Genomic DNA, 18,857 nt, shown 5'->3' on the forward strand with positions numbered 1-18,857 from the left:
TTTGCCTATTACTTTTAAAATTATTCTGTTCTTAAAGCTTCAACTGGATCTTTCTTAGATGCCATTTTAGCTGGTATAGATCCCCCTAGCATAGTTAAACATACACTTATAACTATTAATATAATAGCGTGAACTGGATCTAAAACTGCTACACCCTTTAAATCTGTTATCTTATATAATATATTATTTGTTGGGAATGTTAATAGCCAAGCAATTATTATTCCTAGAATACCAGAACAACTTCCAACAATAAATGTTTCTGCATTAAACACGCGAGTTATATCTTTTTTTCTAGCTCCTAAAGCTCTCAATACTCCTATTTCCTTTGTTCTTTCAAGAACTGAAATATAAGTTATTATTCCAACCATTATTAATGAAACTACTAAAGATATTGCAGCAAATGCTATTAAAACCATTGTTATAGCATCCATTATTCCACCTGATAAACTTACAAATGTACTTGCCATATCATTGTATATAACAACATCTTCTTTTTCTTTCCCTTCATTCCAATCATCTAAATAGTCAGTTACAGCTTCTTTTGTTGTAAAATCTTTTGGATATAAAGTAATCATATATGGAGTACCAACTGCCCCTATTGAAGAAAGTATATTTTCCTTAGTATTTTGATTATTGCTATCTGGTCTATCACTTACTTTATCAAATCTTTCTCCTGTGAATACATTATAATCAACTGCTTGCTGAGCTTTTGCTACTTCTGAATTTTTAGCATCTTCTATAAAGTGCTTACTTAATTCATCTGAATAAGCAAGACCTGAGGATAAAACAGGAATAGTCACATCTTTCTTTAATCTTAAGATTCCAGTTATCTTAAGTGGAATTGCTCTTTCATTATTATATATTTCACTCATGTCACTAGGATTTCCTGCTAGTGTAAAGTAATTTCCAACCTTAGTATAGTAATCATTATTTAATATAGCTCTTAATTCATGACCTATAATATCATTAAAGTTAATTTCTTCTTTATTGCTATCAATTCCAAGTGCATCTAAAATTGCTGTATCTATTTTATTATATTCATCTACAACTAAAACTAAATCTGTCATTTCTTTTGGATATTCACCTGAAAGTAAGTCATATGATGTCTCTAAATATCCTTCTGTACTATTATCTAGCTTTATTGGATAAGATGATAAATTTAAATCTGAAACACTTACTGGAGTTGCAACATTACCATCACTTTTTAAAAGATTCATGTTGACTAAGCGAGTATATGATACTCCTGAAAGTAAATTGCTATCTATTTTTTCAACATAGTCTACATATTCTTCTGTTAGCTTATTATTGTGCATAAATGTATTTTCTTTAGTGTTATATGGATAAATAACATCTGTTTCTGGATACTTTCCATCTTCCTCACCATCTCCAGACATCTCTTTTCTCATTTCTTTGCTATGTTCCATCATACTATTTATATCAACTTCAGCAGCTTTTTGAGTTATCATAATTGGAAATCCTGATAAGGTATCTGATTCAAAAATATCTATTTGCTTATCAAATCCATTTGAAAGTGATAAAATTAATGCTATTCCTATAATACCTATACTTGATGCAAATGCTGTTAAGAAAGTTCTCCATTTTTTAGTTCTTATATTCATTCCTGATAACTTTAATGCTGTAAAGAAACTCATACTTGTCTTTTTAAGGCTATACGAATTATTACTTTTTTCCTCTTCTAATGGATTAGTATCTGAAATAACATTACCATCTCTAAATTCAACTATTCTATCTGCATATTCTTTAGCTAGTTCTGGATTGTGAGTTACCATTATAACTAGCTTATCTTTTGCTATATCTTTTATAAGATCCATTATTTGAATACTAGTCTTAGTATCAAGAGCTCCTGTTGGTTCATCTGCTAGTATTATATCTGGATCATTTGCAAGCGCTCTTGCAATAGCAACTCTTTGCATTTGTCCACCTGAAAGCTGATTAGGTCTTTTGTGAACGTGGTCTTTAAGTCCAACTCTTTCTAAAGATTCTAAAGCTTTTTTATGTTTTTCAGCAGATGAAACTCCACTTAATGTCATTCCCATTTCTACATTGTCTAAAATACTTAAGTGGCTTATTAAATTATAACTTTGAAAAATAAATCCTATACTATTATTACGATAAGCATCCCAATCTGAATCCTTAAATTCTCTAGTGGATTTCCCATTTATAATTAAATCTCCACTATCATATTTATCTAATCCTCCAATAATATTTAGGCAAGTAGTTTTTCCTGAACCACTTGGTCCAAGTATTGCTACAAATTCATTTTGTCTAAAGTTTAAGCTTACCCCACCTAAAGCAACTTGTTTAAATTCGCCTGTTACATATGATTTTTTTATATTTTTTAGCGATAACATACTTTTCCTCCTGCAATAAATTTTACTACGGTAGTTTAAATAATATTTTAGTTTTATGAACTAAATATGAACTTAGTAAAATTATTATATATATGATTATAGCCATCTTTAAGTAAACTTAACTAAAAAATTCCCAATAAAGTATGTTAAATAAAGAAGTTTTCAATCTAACATACTTTATTGGGAATAGTATCTACTACTCTTTACTTAAGCTTCTTTTTTCGTTTTATTATCCTGAATAAGATTTATTATTAAAAGAAACCCTATTAAAATTGCTGAAGCTGATAGCACTTGTAATATTTCCATAACATTCATCCAAATATCAATTTCTAAATAAGAATTAAACATCATAGTTCCTGCATAAATTATGATATCCCCTAACAAAAAAGTTAGTAAATTATTAATTATTATTTTTAATTTTGAACTATACATTTCCTTTTTACTAAGAGGTATAGTATCATATTTCCTTAATATAAAAACTCGTTTTCCTTGCTCCTTTATCCAAAATAAATGATTATTAAGATATAGTATCAATATAATCACTCCAAAAACTAATATAGGATTTATAAAAGAAATAGGTTTAGGATCCAACCCCTTCCCCCATATAACTTTATGAGAAGAAACATCTGATTGAATTACTACAAAGTAGAAAAATAATAATACTCCAAGCACTAATTTTTGATAATGATACTTTATTCTTTCTTTTTCATTTTCTAAATAGCTCATTTTGCTATACCTCCTTATTTTTAAAGTAAATCACTTATGTGAAATTTTTTATTTAAGGAATCTTCTAATTGCTTTCTTTTAAAATTATCTTCAAGAGCTTCTTTAGTATCATTTATTTTAATTTCACCATTATCAAGTAAGATAATATAATCTGCAATCTTATCAAGATCGCTAGTTATATGAGTTGACATAAGAATTCCAATATCTTTATTTAATATATCTTGTAGCATATTTAAAAAATCTTTTCTAAAAACAGGATCAAATCCCGCTGTTGGTTCATCTAAAAGAAGAAATTTGGGACTATGTGCCATAGCAAAACATACTTGAAATTTCATTTTCATTCCTTTAGAAAATTGATATAATGGTTGCCCCTTAGGAATATTCATTTTATCTAGCCATATATAATAATCTTCCATACTCCAATTATTAAAATATTCTCCAAGAAGTACTCCATTTTCATATGCTGTCTTATCCATAAAAAATGAAAGTTTTTCAGAAATTAGACCAATTTCTTGCTTTGCTTCAGAAGTATTCTTTTTTATATCAATTCCATTTATATTTACTTTCCCTTCAAAGTCAGTATCTAATCCAGATATAATATTAATAAGTGTAGTTTTACCTGCGCCATTTATTCCAATAAGCCCTGTAAGATATCCTGGTTTAATTGTTAAAGAAACTGATTTAAGTGAAAAATCTTTATATTTTTTTACTATATTTTCACATTGTATACTATTTGTCATAAAGGCTATCTCCCTTCATATAGAGTCTTTAAAATATCTTGCATATCTTCAAGTGTAAGTTCTAATTTTTTACCCTCACTAATTAAACTTTCAAAATTATTTTCAAAATCTTTAAGCTGCTCCTCTCGAAGCTTTTGACGATTTGGCTCTTTTACGTAAAACCCCTTACCTTGAACTGAATAAATTAACCCTTCCTTTTCAAGTTCCTCATATGCACGTTTTGTTGTGATTACACTTATTTGTAGATCTCTAGCAAGAGATCTAATGGATGGTAATAAATCTCCTGGCATTATAGATTCTTGTATGATTGAATTTTTTATAGATTTAACTATTTGCTCATAAATTGAAATATTACTATCTGTATCTAAAATAATATTCATTATTAACCTTCTTTCGTATCTGGTATTTGCCTATAAACATCTTCATATGAAAGAGATTTCTTTAAAATTGGATTTATACAATGGTAAGCAATGTATGCATTTACTATAAGAGCTATAATCCAGCCTATTCCCCCTAAAAAATTTAATTGTATATTAAGAATAGACAATGAATAAAAAACTATAGCCTCCAGCATTAATAAACAAATCCAATAATAATTAACTATTTCTTCCTCTTTAGAATATATTATATATCCTTCTTTATCTTTCTTTTTTAATCCTTGTTCACCTATACCTATTTTTAAATTAATATCTAATATAATAAAAAACCATAAAATAAGCTCTATTAAATTTAATATTATACCTTTATTAAGAAATATTTTACCTATATAACTATAACTTGCTATAAAAATAAACATAAATCCAAAAATAATCTTTATATATAACTGTAAGTACATATATTTCATTTTTTCCTTTTCACCTGCTGCACATACAAACATTGCTTTACTAAGCCTTAATGGAATTTTTTTTGTTATATCAAACATTGTAATAAATGCCATACTATATATAACAGGGAAAATAAGCCTTATCATATGCTCTTCCAATAATAATTTACTTACAGCTTCTTTTGTTCTAGGAATATCCGCTGGTATATTTGTAGCCAATACAAAAGATGGTATATAAATAGTTATTAAAATAAATAAAATAATATTGAGTACTACACTTACCCAAGACCTTTTTAAGTTTACTAATAAATCACTTATAATAATTTTTAGCATTTAGAGTACCCTCCTTTTTCTAAATAATACATGACCTCTTCTATTATTGGAACTTTAACTTCCATATCTAAATAATCTTCGCCCTCTACCTTTTCAATAAAAGCACAATTATGATATTCTCCATATTCTCGATAAATAATATTAGAGACCTTAAGATTTTGAATTTGCTCTTTACTACCTTTAATAATTAAATACTTCTCCTGAAGCTCTTCTTTACTTAAATAGAAAAATATTTCCCCATCATGAAGTAAAGCTATATAATCTCCAACTTGATCAAGATCTTCTGTAATATGAGTGGAAAATAACACACTTCTAGTTCCATCTTCTACAATTTCCTGCATACAATTTATAAGCTCTTTTCTAAATAGAGGGTTTAACCCTGCTGCTGGTTCATCCATTATAAATAGTTTTGCATCATGAGATAAAGCAAAGGCTAACTGGAATCTAACCTTTAAACCTGTAGATAACTTACCTACTTTCTTCTTAAGAGGTACTTCAAAACGCTGACAAAATTTACGGAATAAATTTTCATCAAACTTACTATAAAGACTTCCATAAATTTTTCCATTACTTATTACACTCATAGTATCCTCAAACATATTTTCATCAAGAACAAAACCAATTTGATCTTTTGCATCTTTTTCATTAGCATCCATAGAAATGCCATTAATTTTTACACTTCCACTATCTTTCTTATATAAATTTAACATTGTATTAATAAGTGTTGTTTTACCTGAACCATTTACACCTACTAATCCAACTATATAACCAGGCTCTATTTTAAAATTAACTCCTCTTAAATGTAAATTTCCTATATTCTTCTCTAAGTTTTCTATCTCCATTAAAGCAGTCATAAAAGTTCCTCCTTATAAATAACAGTATATATACTGTTTATATCTATATATACAGTATATATACTAATGGAATCAATTTCAAGTATTTTCCTATTTTTATTATTAATATTTTATTTAAATAGTTTTAAATAAAATAGATGCAGTCTCAGAAATCTATTTAATATAAAATTTATTTAATTTTAAGTAATCTTTATTGCATTAGAAAAGTTGATTTCTTATTTTTATAAAGGGGCTCGCGTTTCGCGAGCCCCTTTCAAACCATTGATTTTACTTGCTTAAAGGCGTTTTTGAACTTAAACAGAAATTTTTCTGTTATTTGTATATACGCAAAAAGGGAAGTTCGAATCTAATCAGAACTTCCCTTTTTATCGGCTAATATCAAAATTTATTTTGATACAGACCCTTTTTACACATTTATACTATCTAAATTTCTAGACCTAAAATTCCTAAAAAGATGCTTAATTATCAATTATGCACTATCAACTGTCAATTATCTATTATAGCTTCCTTCCCAAACAATTTCTCTATACTTATCTGGATCAGTATCTCCTTCTGTACTAAATAAAAGAACTCTTGAATTTTCATCTAGTCCAATACTTTCTTTTAAATCCTTGTATTTTGGATTAGTCATTAATTCATAAACTAACCCTAAAGTAACTGCCCCTGATTCTCCAGAAACAACTTTCTTATCTCCATTAAGTGGGTTTCCTAAAACTCTCATTCCATTTGCTGCAACATAATTTGGAGCTGATACAAAAACTTTAGAATGATTCTTTAAAACTTCAAATCCTGTTATATTAACTTCACCACATGCAAGTCCAGCCATTATTGTTGGCATATCTCCACCAACAGCTCTTGGTTTTCCATCATTCGCCATAGCTGATTCATAGTAGCATGCTGCTTCTTTAGCTTCAACTACAATGGTAGTTGGGCAATCTTCACCAAATACAGAAGCAAAAAATCCTTGTATTCCACCAGCTAGTGAACCAACCCCTGCTTGTAAGAATATATGCGTTGGTCTTTCTACTTTATAATCATTTCTTAATTGCTCTAATGCTTCAAGTCCCATGGTTCCATATCCTTGCATTATCCATGCTGGAATTTCTTCATATCCTTCCCAAGCAGTATCTTGAACTACTACTCCATTATGATCTTCTGCATATTTAGCTGCAAGTCTTACAGCATCATCATAATTCATATCTGTGATTGAAGCCTCTGCTCCTTCTTTTCTGATATTTTCAAGCCTTATTAAGGAAGATCCCTTTGGCATATAAACTACTGACTTTTGTTTTAATCTATTAGCTGTCCATGCAACTCCTCTTCCATGATTTCCATCTGTTGCAGTAACAAAAGTAATATCACCAAGTTTTTCTCTAACTTCATCTGAAGTTAATTTTTCATATGGCAATTCTGATATATCCATACTTAACCTTTGTGCTAAGTATTTTCCCATTGAATAAGATCCACCTAGAACTTTAAAAGCATTTAAACCAAATCTATATGATTCATCTTTTAAATAAATTCCTCCAAGTCCTAATCTTTCACTTAAATTTTCTAAGTTAATTAATGGTGTAACACTATATTCTGGAAAACTCTTATGAAAGTTTCTAGCTTTATTTATTTCATCCATACTTAAAAAATCCAAATCACCATCTTTTTTACTTTTTGGCATGGTATTTTCTTTCCACAGTATATTTTCCCCCATTATTAAACCTCCTAATTATCTAATAATCCTTGTTCCAGTCTTTCCTTGAATTCCTTCTTTAGCTTTTTCTAATAATGTTATAAGAGCATATCTTCCTTCTTTTGACTCTGCAAACTCTATTCCAGCTTCTACCTTTGGTTTCATTGATCCTGGAGCAAAATGCCCTTCTTCAACATATTTTTTCATTTCTTCAACTGTAACATTATCTAACCATTTTTCATTTTCCTTACCATAGTTTATAGCAGCCTTTTCTACAGCTGTTAATATAATTAGAAAATCAGCATCTAACTCTTTTGCTAATGTAGAACTAGCAAAATCTTTATCTATAACTGCACTAGCTCCTTTTAAGTGATTTCCTTCTTTAATTACTGGAATTCCACCACCACCACAGGCTATAACAACTTGTCCAGCATCTACTAAACTTCTAATTGTATTAATTTCTATAATACTCTTTGGCCTTGGAGATGCAACTACTCTTCTATATCCTCTTCCTGCATCTTCTACTACACTTTCACCTTTTGCAATTAACATATCTGCCTCTTCTTTAGTCATAAAACTTCCAATAGGTTTAGTTGGATTATCAAATGCTTTATCATTCTTATCTACTTCAACTTGAGTAATAATTGTTGCTACTGATTTATCTATCTTTCTACTTAATAGCTCTTCTCTAAGTGCATTTTGCAAATCATACCCTACATATCCTTGACTCATTGCAACACATACAGACATTGGAATAGATGAATATTTGTGATTTGACTTAGTTAATGCATCCATAGCAAGGTTTATCATACCAACTTGAGGTCCATTTCCATGAGATATAACGACATCATGTCCTTCTTCAATTAAATCTACTATAGCCTTTGCAGTTGACTTAACTGCACCCATTTGCTCTTCTAAATTATTTCCTAATGCATTCCCACCTAATGCTATTACAATTTTCTTTTTCATAATTTCTCTCCCTATATACTCCCTTAGAATTTATGATTTAAATTTTGAGTTTTTCTAAATATTTTAGAGGCTTTTATCCATCTTTTTCTATTCTAGGATAAAAGCCTATTTATAGTGTTAAGCTTATTTAAATTGACGTTCTTTCTTAGCTGACTCTAATTTATCTAAAACTTCTTGTGGATTTTTAACCTTACTTAAGAAAATCATAGCTGCTATAACATATGGCTTATAACTAGCTTCTTTATATAGAGGTTTTCTATATCTATCAAATACTGAAGCATCAACTTCTCCAGTTTCACAACTAACTCCTGTAATATCCGCTGGTAAGCAATGTAAATATAATGCCTTTCCATCCTTAGTTGTCTTCATTAACTCTTCAGTACATTGCCAATCTTTATGTTCAGCATTTTGTGCTAATAATTCCTTTTCTAATTCCTTTATTCCATCAAAATCTCCATTTCCATATAAATCTGTTCTCTTTTCCATAGCAACAAATGGAGCCCAGCTCTTTGGATATACGATATCAGCATCTTTAAATGCTTCTTCCATTGAATTAGTTTTTGTAAATGATCCACCTGAAATATTAGCATTTTCTTTAGCAATTTCTTCAACTTCTGGCATTACTTCATATCCTTCTGGATGAGCTAAAACAACGTCCATTCCAAATCTTGTTAATAGTCCAATAATACCTTGAGGAACTGATAATGGCTTTCCATAGGATGGTGAATATGCCCAAGTCATAGCTACTTTTTTACCTTTTAGGTTTTCTATTCCACCAAATTCATTAATTAAATGAAGAGCATCTGCCATAGCTTGTGTTGGATGATCAATATCACATTGTAAATCTACTAAAGTTGGAATTTGTTCTAATGTTCCTTCTTCATATCCTTCTCTTACAGCCTTTGATACTTCTCTCATATAAGTATTTCCTTTACCTATATACATATCATCTCTTATCCCTATAACGTCAGCCATAAATGAAACCATATTAGCTGTTTCTCTAACAGTTTCTCCATGTGCTACTTGTGATTTTCCTTCATCTAAATCTTGTACTTCTAATCCTAAAAGATTACAAGCTGATGCAAAGCTAAATCTTGTACGAGTTGAATTATCTCTAAATAAAGAAATTCCAAGTCCACTATCAAATATTTTTGTAGAAATATTATTTTTTCTTAAATCTCTTAAAGCTTCTGCAACTGTAAAGACAGCTTTTAATTCATCGTCACTTTTTTTCCAAGTCTCCATAAAGTCATCATTATACATTTTTGAAAAATCTAATTGATTAAGTTCATTAATATACTTGTCCATTAAAGCCATTTTAAAATTCCTACCCTTCATTATTTTGATTTTTATTTATTCAATTATTAATTTATTATTTTTCTTTATTAGCACAATAAATTGTTGGTAATGCAGCATATACAGCAGCACACTTAACTAAATCTTCTTTCCAAGTCTTTTCATTTGGAGCATGTGCTTCTGCTTCTGCACCTGGTCCAAATCCTATTACAGGAATTCCATTACGTCCCATTATTGATACTCCATTTGTTGAGAATGTCCATTTGTCAGTAAGTGGACGAGCTTTTCTCATTTCTTCAGTTACAGCAGCACCACTTCTTGTTGTTCCATAAAGTCCTTTGTATGATTCTTCCATTGCTTTTGTTACAATATGATCTTCTGGAATTACCCAAGTTGGGAAGTAGCATTCAATTGGATATACTAATCCAGTATAGCTTGGTCTATCATAGTTATACATACTTACTGTTGCATTGTACTTCTTAACAGCTGGAAGATTACGGATTTCTTCTAAACAACTTTCCCAAGTTTCACCTGCAGTCATACGACGATCTAAAGATACTGAGCATGAATCAGCAACGGCACAACGACTTGGAGAAGTATAGAATATTTGAGAAGTTGTAACTGTACCTCTTCCTAAGAAATTAGCTTCTTTCCATTCCTTATTATATTTTTCATCTAACATTTTTACTAATCCTTTGATTTCTTTATCATCAGCTGCATCATTTTCATTAAGGTCACGAATATTCATTAATATTTCAGCCATTTTATAAATTGCATTATCTCCTCTTTCCGGGGCTGAACCATGGCATGAAACTCCTTGAACATCAACACGAATTTCCATACGACCTCTTTGTCCTCTATAGATTCCTCCATCTGTTGGCTCTGTAGAAACTACAAATTCTGGTCTTATATTATCTTCTTTAATTATATATTCCCAGCAAAGTCCATCACAGTCTTCTTCTTGAACTGAACCTACAACTAAAGCTGTATATTTTTCACTTAAAAGATTTAAATCTTTCATTATTTTTGCACCATAAACAGCTGAAACTATTCCACCTAATTGATCTGAAGTACCACGTCCACCTATTTCAGTTTCACTTTCATATCCTTCATATGGATCAAAGTTCCAGTTTGCTCTATTTCCTATACCAACAGTATCAATATGTGCATCAAATCCTATTAATGTCTCACCAGTTCCCATATATCCTAGCACATTACCTTGTGGGTCTATTTCAACTTTATTAAAACCTAATAATCTCATTTCCTCTGCTATACGGTTAACAACACCTTTTTCTTCACAGCTTTCTCCAGGAATAGCTACTAAATCTCTTAAAAATTTAGTCATTTGAACTTTATATCCCTCTGCTTGTGATTTAATATTCGTAAAATCCATATTCTTTTCCCCCTTATAGTTTTAATATATTAAATTTTTAATATTATTATTAAAATCATCATTTATATTTTAAGCAAAACCCATGCCAACTTTTTCTTTAATTATTAATATGATTTCTTAATATTTTTATGATTTTAAGGCCTTTTTAAAGACTATTTTATTAAAAAAATAAAGGATTATCATTTTGATAATCCTTTATCACTTTGGTTAAATCCAGTATTTTATAAGCTTTTTAGTGCTATTTTTTTATTTTTATCATTTTGATAAGCTATAATTTTATAAACTCTATTTTCAACCTTTATTTTAATGCTTTTAATGCTACAGAGTTTAAAATACTCCAAGGTTTATTAAAATGTGGTTGGAAGAAGAAATCTGTCATTGCAAGTTCTTCAACAGTCATTTCATTTTGAACTACAACTGAAAGAGTATTCATAAATTCAGTCATATCTACTTTGGAAGCAATTTGTCCCCCAACAATTCTTTTTGTAGTTTTTTCATAAACTAATTTTAACATAACATCTTCAAACGTAGGCATAAATTCAGGTCTATTTTTTTCATTTATTGTTACACTTTCTACTTCAAAATTTGTAGTAAGTTTTGCTCCTTCTTCTGTTAACCCTGTAGATGCAATACACTCATCATAAATCTTTATTCCTGATGTTCCTTGTGTTCCCATATACCTTAATTTTGGCTCTTTTATATTTCTAGCAATTAACATTCCCATTCTAACTGCATTTGTTGCAAGAGGAATATATCTACTATCTTTTGCTGGATTATATCTTACCATACAACAATCTCCTGCTGCAAAAACATCTTCCCTACTAGTTCTCATATAATCATCTATTATTATTGCACCATTTTTTAAAGTTTCTAATTTTCCTTTTACTAATTTTGTGCTTGGAGCAAATCCTATGCAAAGTACTACTAAGTCACCTTCGTATTCTCCTTTATCAGTAACTACCTTTTGAACTTTTCCATTATCGCCGCTAAACTTTACTACTTTTTCTCCTAGAACTAATTTAATTCCTCTATTAGTAAACTCTTTTTCTGCAATATCAGAAAATTCCTTATCTAAATACTTAGACATAATTCTATCTTCTGCATCAATCAATGTTACTTTTTTTCCTAACATTTCAAATGACTCAGCTAACTCCACACCTATATATCCAGCTCCAATTATAACAACATTTTTTGCTGAATCTTTCTTTTCATCAATTATCTTAGCATGATTATAATTTTTACATAATAATATATTTTCAAGATCTAGTCCTTCTAAATTTGGAACTATTGGCCAAGAACCTAAAGTTAAAATAAGTTTATCATAATTATCTTCAAATTCTTCTGAACTTACTAAATTCTTAACTTTAATCCTTTTATTATCAAAATCTATATCTAACACTTCATGCTTCATTTTTGCAACTATTCCACTGCAAGATAAGTTTTCAGGAGAATTATAAAAAAGCTTTTCTGGCTCTGTAACTACTCCTCCAACACTTAAAGCTATTCCACATGATAAAAATGAAATATTATCATTTTTTTCATATACTACTACTTCTGAATCTGGATATAATTCTTTTAAATTTACAACAGCTGATGTACCAGCATGAGTGCATCCTATTACAATTACTTTCATAAATATTCTCCTTTATATAATTAGTTTAACTATTATATAAATAGAGTTTGCTAAAAATTATTTAATATTCATTTATAATGTAGTCTACATATTTTTTGCAATAAATTCTAACATTTTTATGCCAACTGATACAATTTCATCTATATTTATTTGTGAAAAATCATGGCTAGCTCCTTCTAATGTTATAAGTTCTGTTTTATTTCCTTTTTCTTTAAGCTCATTATATAATATTTCTGCATTTTCATAAGGTACTGTATTATCTTGTTTACTATGAACTATTAACGTATTTGGCTCATTTTTATCTACATAATTCACTGGACTATAAAGTTTTAAAATATCTTCCTTTTGTTCTCCTACTGAATTTATTATTTGTTCTAAATCCCATTGAACATTGCTAGTATCTAAAGTTGTTAAATCTGTTGGTCCAAAAAAATCTATTAAATACTTTATATTTGATGGATAACCTTGTAGTTCCTGTGAATCAACAAATTCATCTTCGCTACTATATGCAGCCATTAATGCTAAGTGTGCTCCAGATGATGCACCTATAACACCTATCCTATCAGCATTAAATCCATAATCATCTTTATTCTTATGTATCCATCTTATTGTATCTTTTACATCACTAATTTGTTTACTGAAATTTTCCTCACCTTTCATAAGCTCATAGCTAGTACTTATTATTGTAAAGCCTTCTTCTCTAAATGCATCTAAAAGTGGTGATATTGCTTCTGGTATTTCATTATTTCCATACACCCAGCTTCCACCATGCACATATAATATTACTGGTGAACCACCCTTAACACTTTTCTTTGGTCCATAAATATCAAGAGTTAATGGAACTCCATTAGTGTTTTTATATATAATATCATCATAATCAATAGAATCTATAGATTTTAACGACAAATTTTCTGTTAAACTTTTTTCATTTTCTACAAACTCACTATATTTCTTTAATACACTTGTATATAAAGATATTCTATCTCTTATAGAATATAGAAAAATTCCACCTACTAAAACTACTACTAAAATTATTATCCCTAAAACTTTTAAAAATTTCTTCATTGTTTCTCCTTCCATTAATATAATAGTCCCTTACTATTTTAATTTATATTATATTTCAAATATTTATACAATAAATTAAACTTTTATTAATTTTATATTTTTGTCAATAATACTTATGTATAATAATACACTATATTGATATTAAATTTAGGAAGTGATTCTATGAAAAAAAGATTATTTCTATTAATATTTTCATTAGTATTTTCACTTATTTTAATTGGATGTAATAAAAGTAAAGATGAGCCAGTATCTACTCCTTCAAAAAATATTGTTGATGAAGAAAAAAATCCAAATGATGATAAGGATAAGGATAATCCATCTGATGATAAACCATCAAATAATAACTCTAATGAAAATAAATCAATTACTAATACTAAAGTTCGTTTATTTTATTTCGATTCTTCAAAATTGAAACTTTATTATATAGATAAAGAAATTCAAATATCAGACAAAGCTATAGTAAAAGCTTTAACCAAAGAGCTTCAAAACTATTCCCCTAACAACAATTTTTTAAATTTAACTAACGAAGTAGAAATCACTTCTGCTAAATTAGATGAAAATAAAAAACTTCTAACTGTAGTATTTTCTTCTTCGTATGTTGATAAAATGACTCTTGGATCTTCAACAGAAAGCGGATTATTATCTTCATTAATATCCACCTATGCTTATAATTTAAATGTTGATAAAGTTGCCATTTATTTTGGAGATAAGCTATATACTTCTTTAAAAGGTGATCTTCCTAATGGGTATTTTAATGTAGATTATAGCTCTGCTATCCCTTATTCTAAAACTTCTTACAATAATTCTAATACTGGTAATAATAGCGAAACTAATGCTGTAAAAAAGACTATAAATTCAAGAATATATTACTACAATTGCGTTGACGATGTATTTTATTATAAAGATAAACCTATTGAAGTTATAGATGGTGCCTTAGTAACTGCATTATCAAATGAACTAAAAAATCCTCCAGATAAAAATTTATTTAATTTTGGCGATAGCTTATCTATTCGTTCAGCTAAGCTAGATAGAGAAAATAATACACTAACTGTTGACTTGTCAAAATCTTATTATAATTTATTAAGTAATCTTGGTTCTGGAAGTGAAGCCGCTGCTTTAAAATCATTAGCATTAACTTATGGATATAATTATGGCGTAGATAAAGTTATAATATTAGTAAATGGCAAACCTTATTCAGGTAGCCATATAATTTTAGAAGTAAATGAATGTATTAATATAGATGTAGATAATATCAAGCCTTTAAATATCTAATAAATTATTTTATTAGATTGATAATTAATTTAGATACTAGTACCTTCACACTATTCCAATTTATTTATATAAATAAGTTCATAATCTTTTATTAAAAAAGTAGTTAGTTTTGTTTTCATACAAAACTAACTACTATATCTATTAACCCAAATTCTAAATTTCAAATATATGTAGTTACTATAAAGAAATTAATAGTAACTACAAACAATGAATAAATAAAATATATAAATATTCTATTGCCCCTATTGCTTTTCTATTTTCATATATATCTTCTACGCTTATATTTAAAACCATCAATCAAAAATATTCTTTAATAAAAATTGATTCTTACTCTTAGTAATATCACTTGAGATTATTGTATTCATTTCTTTAGGATTTATTTTAGAATCGCAAATTCTAATACTTTGTTCTCTAATAAGAATATCTAAATATTGTTTTATCATTAAGCCATTTCTTAAACTTAAATTTCTATTATCATCTAATTCTATTATTGTCTTGTTTAAAGTTTCTTTAGATTCATCATCTATAACATATTTCTTATTTTCTAAAATGCTTAGTGCCATATTAAATAATTCATCTTTGTTATAATCTTTAAAGTTTAACATTGATGGAAACCTATAATTTAATTCTGGATTTAACTGCATAAGACTTTTAATATCTTTACTTTTTCCTGATAAAGTTATAACTATTCTATTACTATTCTTGTCTATAAATTTGATTAAGTCCTTTATTATTCTATTTGATGTATCTTCTAATAAGAACTCCGCACTATCTATATAAACTACTTTGCCAATTTGCTTATTTAAAATATCTTCAAAAGATATTCCATCTTTTATATTATCTATAATTTCTTCTTTATTGAGCTCTACTATACTTTTAGCTTTTACAACACCCATACTATATAATGTTTCAGATAATATATTTAACACAGTTTTTTTACCCGTTCCAATATCTCCAGTAAAAATTATGTTCATATATCTATTTATATCAGTAGATAATCCTAATCTCTTTCGTCTTTCCTTTACTCTCATTAATTTATATTGATTTCTTAAAAATTCTTTGGCTTCTTCATTTCCAATTAAATCCTTTAATCTTTTTTCTAAATCAAATTCATTGTCATATTGAGAAGTATTAAGCTTTTCAACATCCTTAGAAGTTATTAAATTCATTTCATAAACGCTTATATCTTCTTCTGCAATTCTTATGCTTTGAATTCTTATTAAATTTTCAACATAATTTCTTACCATTCTACCATTTCCTGATTGAGCATCAGAATTTTCATATATATCAACAAAACTCTTTTTAAGTGCTGTATATCCATTCTTAGATAGCTTAAATCCTTTTGATTCAACTAGTCTTATAGACATTTCTAAAAGTTCATTTGGATTATAATCTTCAAAATTAGTCCACAATGGGAATCTTGATCTAAGTCCTATATTTACATCAAAGAATTCTTCCATTTCTTGCTCATATCCAGCTAAAATAACTATTACTTCTTTTGAATAATCTTCTATTAATTTAAGGAGTGTTTCTATAGCTTCTCTTCCTAAACTATCATTAGCAAGAGTATAAGCTTCATCTATAAATAGTACACCACCTAAAGCTTCTTTAAATTTTTCTTCTGTCTTTTTAGAGGTTTCTCCTTGCACATTAGAAACAAAACTAGATCTATCTGTTTCTACCAACTGACCTACTTTTAATAATCCCATGCTATTAAGCATCTCTGCAACTAACCTTGCTATGCTTGTTTTTCCCGTACCAGGATTACCTGCAAATACCATATTTAAATTTTGATCTATTTTTGTATTTACTCCAACAGACTTTCTTTTTTCCTGAGCAATTAAAAGCTTATATTGACTTCTTAAAAGATTTTTAACTTCTTCTAAACCTATTATATCTTTTAATTTTTCTTCTAAATCAAATTTAGCACTAGCCTTAAAGTTAAAATCTTCTCTTTCTAATAAATCTATTTCACCTTTATTACTATTTAAATATTTTCTTGAAGAATATATAATTGCATTTTCTATTATATTTCTTACAAACCTCGCATTCCCCAAATCATTTTTTCCTGTAAGTTGATTTCTTGTAAACAAATCTATCAAATCATTTTTAACATTTTTTGCAATTCTATATCCCTTAGCTTTTGCAATTTGCTTTGCAATTTCATACATTTCTTTTGGATTATAATCTTCAAAATGAATTGTATTAGGAAATCTAGATTTAAGTCCTTGATTAAAGCTTAAAAATTCTTCCATATCTTTTTCATATCCAGCCAATATAACTGTTAAATTATTTCTATTATCCTCAATTCCTTTTAATAAAGCATCTACTATTTCCTTTCCAACCTTATCATCTTCGCTTTCACACAAAGCATATGCTTCGTCGATAAATAGTACTCCTCCTATTGCTGAACTTATTATATCATTTGTTCTTTTAGCAGTTTCATTAATATTTTCTGTTATAAAATCTGCCTTGCTAACCTCAACAAATACTCCCTTTGATAATAATCCTAAAGCATTTAAATATTCATAAGTTATCCTTGCTGCATTTGTCTTTCCAGTACCTGCATTTCCTGCAAATATCATATTTAAAGATATTCTAGATGTTCTCATTCCTAGCTTTTCTCTTATTTTTTGTACCTTATAATTATTTTCTATATTTATTAAAAATTCTTTTAGATCCTTAACCCCTATTATAGATTCTAATTTATATCTAACCTCATCTAAAGTAGGGGTGGAATATTTATTTAATCTATATATCTCATTATTCACCTTACAATGTATTTTATTATAATCTACATATACTAGTATCTTTTCTCCCTCTTCTATTGATTCTTTTAATATTAAATTTCTTAAAGGATCACTCAATTTATAATATATATATTCTGTAATATCAAAACCACTATTTTTACTAAAGTTCTTTTGAAGATATTCACAAACACTAAATTTTTCTTTTTCGTTACCACTGTCCTTAAATCCTAATAGAATTTGTATCCCAAAATCATCTTTTATCTTTTCAATCTCATTTGTTAATTTTTTTCTTATAATTATATTCTTTTCTTTTTCAGTAAGCTCTCTAGTATAAAAAATTCTATCACTATTTTTTAATGATACCTGTAAAAAATCTTCAAATTCATTCTTATCTTCATAGTTATAAATAAATATAAAAAACTTATTATGACACACTATCTTATTAATTTTATTTTTATCTTGCTCTTTAGCTTCTACTAAAAATTTGTTCTTAATTACATAATCATGTTTTAATTGAATACAAGTATTAGGATATATATTTGATAATATCTTCATTATTTCCTTTGATGCTTTTTCTGCATTTTTAAACATTACACCTTCTGATTTATTATTACCTAACTTTTCATATAGGTCTGTTAAAAAAGCATTATATCCCAAATTAAAATTATAAGATGCTAAATCAATTTCATCTAAATTTTTATTTCTTATTAGTTTATTTTTATATAACTCCTCAAAAATACATCTTATACTCACCTTTTTAAATGTATTTTTATGTCCTGCTACAATTAAAATCCCTTTATCTTCATTTTCTATTTTATTTATAAAATATTCTGATATTTCTTTAAAAAATTCTCTTTGACCTATGAATTCTTTATTCAATTTCTTTTCTATATATAATTTCAATTCATTCATCTCCATATATGTCCTCCCATTCATTTTATAGTTTG

Annotated in this window: 14 protein-coding genes; 1 reads left to right on the plus strand and 13 read right to left on the minus strand. The window is 27.9% G+C overall.

Annotated elements, in window-relative coordinates; translation table 11 throughout:
* Positions 1-20 precede the first annotated feature (20 nt).
* From I2E83_RS13810 to I2E83_RS13865, 12 genes are all read right to left on the minus strand, one after another.
* Positions 21-2,372, minus strand: a complete 2,352-nt coding sequence (locus I2E83_RS13810) for an ABC transporter ATP-binding protein/permease (protein WP_195263528.1) — start codon at positions 2,370-2,372, stop codon at positions 21-23.
* 207 nt (positions 2,373-2,579) lie between these two features.
* On the minus strand, positions 2,580-3,098 hold the full coding sequence (locus I2E83_RS13815) for a hypothetical protein (protein WP_195263527.1): 519 nt from the start codon (positions 3,096-3,098) through the stop codon (positions 2,580-2,582).
* Positions 3,099-3,118: 20 nt separating this feature from the next.
* The gene (locus tag I2E83_RS13820) at positions 3,119-3,838 is read right to left on the minus strand and encodes an ABC transporter ATP-binding protein (protein WP_195263526.1); all 720 of its coding nucleotides are present in this window, start codon (positions 3,836-3,838) and stop codon (positions 3,119-3,121) included.
* A gap of 5 nt (positions 3,839-3,843) precedes the next feature.
* Positions 3,844-4,218, minus strand: a complete 375-nt coding sequence (locus tag I2E83_RS13825; protein WP_195430485.1) for a GntR family transcriptional regulator — start codon at positions 4,216-4,218, stop codon at positions 3,844-3,846.
* A gap of 2 nt (positions 4,219-4,220) precedes the next feature.
* A complete protein-coding gene (locus I2E83_RS13830) occupies positions 4,221-4,994 on the minus strand; it encodes a hypothetical protein (RefSeq protein ID WP_195430488.1) in 774 nt (257 codons plus the stop codon).
* The gene (locus tag I2E83_RS13835) at positions 4,988-5,848 is read right to left on the minus strand and encodes an ABC transporter ATP-binding protein (protein WP_195430491.1); all 861 of its coding nucleotides are present in this window, start codon (positions 5,846-5,848) and stop codon (positions 4,988-4,990) included. Before I2E83_RS13835 ends, I2E83_RS13830 begins: the two co-directional genes overlap by 7 nt.
* Positions 5,849-6,338: 490 nt before the next feature.
* The gene (dpaL, locus tag I2E83_RS13840) at positions 6,339-7,553 is read right to left on the minus strand and encodes a diaminopropionate ammonia-lyase (RefSeq protein ID WP_195430493.1); all 1,215 of its coding nucleotides are present in this window, start codon (positions 7,551-7,553) and stop codon (positions 6,339-6,341) included.
* 15 nt (positions 7,554-7,568) lie between these two features.
* Entirely contained in the window at positions 7,569-8,501 is a 933-nt protein-coding gene (gene arcC / locus I2E83_RS13845; protein ID WP_195430495.1) for a carbamate kinase, read from the minus strand.
* Between the two features lie 123 nt (positions 8,502-8,624).
* On the minus strand, positions 8,625-9,818 hold the full coding sequence (gene ygeW, locus I2E83_RS13850) for a knotted carbamoyltransferase YgeW (RefSeq protein WP_195263520.1): 1,194 nt from the start codon (positions 9,816-9,818) through the stop codon (positions 8,625-8,627).
* A 55-nt stretch (positions 9,819-9,873) separates the two neighbouring features.
* Complete coding sequence (locus I2E83_RS13855) at positions 9,874-11,190, minus strand: YgeY family selenium metabolism-linked hydrolase (RefSeq protein ID WP_195430496.1); 1,317 nt, start codon at positions 11,188-11,190, stop codon at positions 9,874-9,876.
* 298 nt (positions 11,191-11,488) lie between these two features.
* Positions 11,489-12,823, minus strand: coding sequence for an FAD-dependent oxidoreductase (locus tag I2E83_RS13860; protein WP_195430498.1), 1,335 nt, complete (start codon positions 12,821-12,823; stop codon positions 11,489-11,491).
* A gap of 84 nt (positions 12,824-12,907) precedes the next feature.
* Positions 12,908-13,888 (minus strand): alpha/beta hydrolase, encoded by a 981-nt coding sequence (locus tag I2E83_RS13865; protein ID WP_195430500.1) that lies wholly within the window; start codon positions 13,886-13,888, stop codon positions 12,908-12,910.
* A 162-nt stretch (positions 13,889-14,050) separates the two neighbouring features.
* Here I2E83_RS13865 and I2E83_RS13870 point away from each other — a divergent pair, with 162 nt between their 5' ends.
* Positions 14,051-15,160 carry a GerMN domain-containing protein gene (locus I2E83_RS13870; RefSeq protein ID WP_195430501.1) on the plus strand — a complete coding sequence of 370 codons (1,110 nt, stop codon included), beginning with the start codon at positions 14,051-14,053 and terminating at the stop codon, positions 15,158-15,160.
* Positions 15,161-15,453: 293 nt separating this feature from the next.
* On the opposite strand, the gene I2E83_RS13875 is transcribed toward I2E83_RS13870, so the two are convergent.
* Positions 15,454-18,828, minus strand: coding sequence for an AAA family ATPase (locus I2E83_RS13875; protein ID WP_195430502.1), 3,375 nt, complete (start codon positions 18,826-18,828; stop codon positions 15,454-15,456).
* Between the last annotated feature and the right edge of the window lie 29 nt (positions 18,829-18,857).

Origin of the sequence: Clostridium sp. D46t1_190503_E9, from assembly GCF_015555225.1 — a bacterium.
Taxonomy (GTDB): domain Bacteria; phylum Bacillota; class Clostridia; order Clostridiales; family Clostridiaceae; genus Clostridium.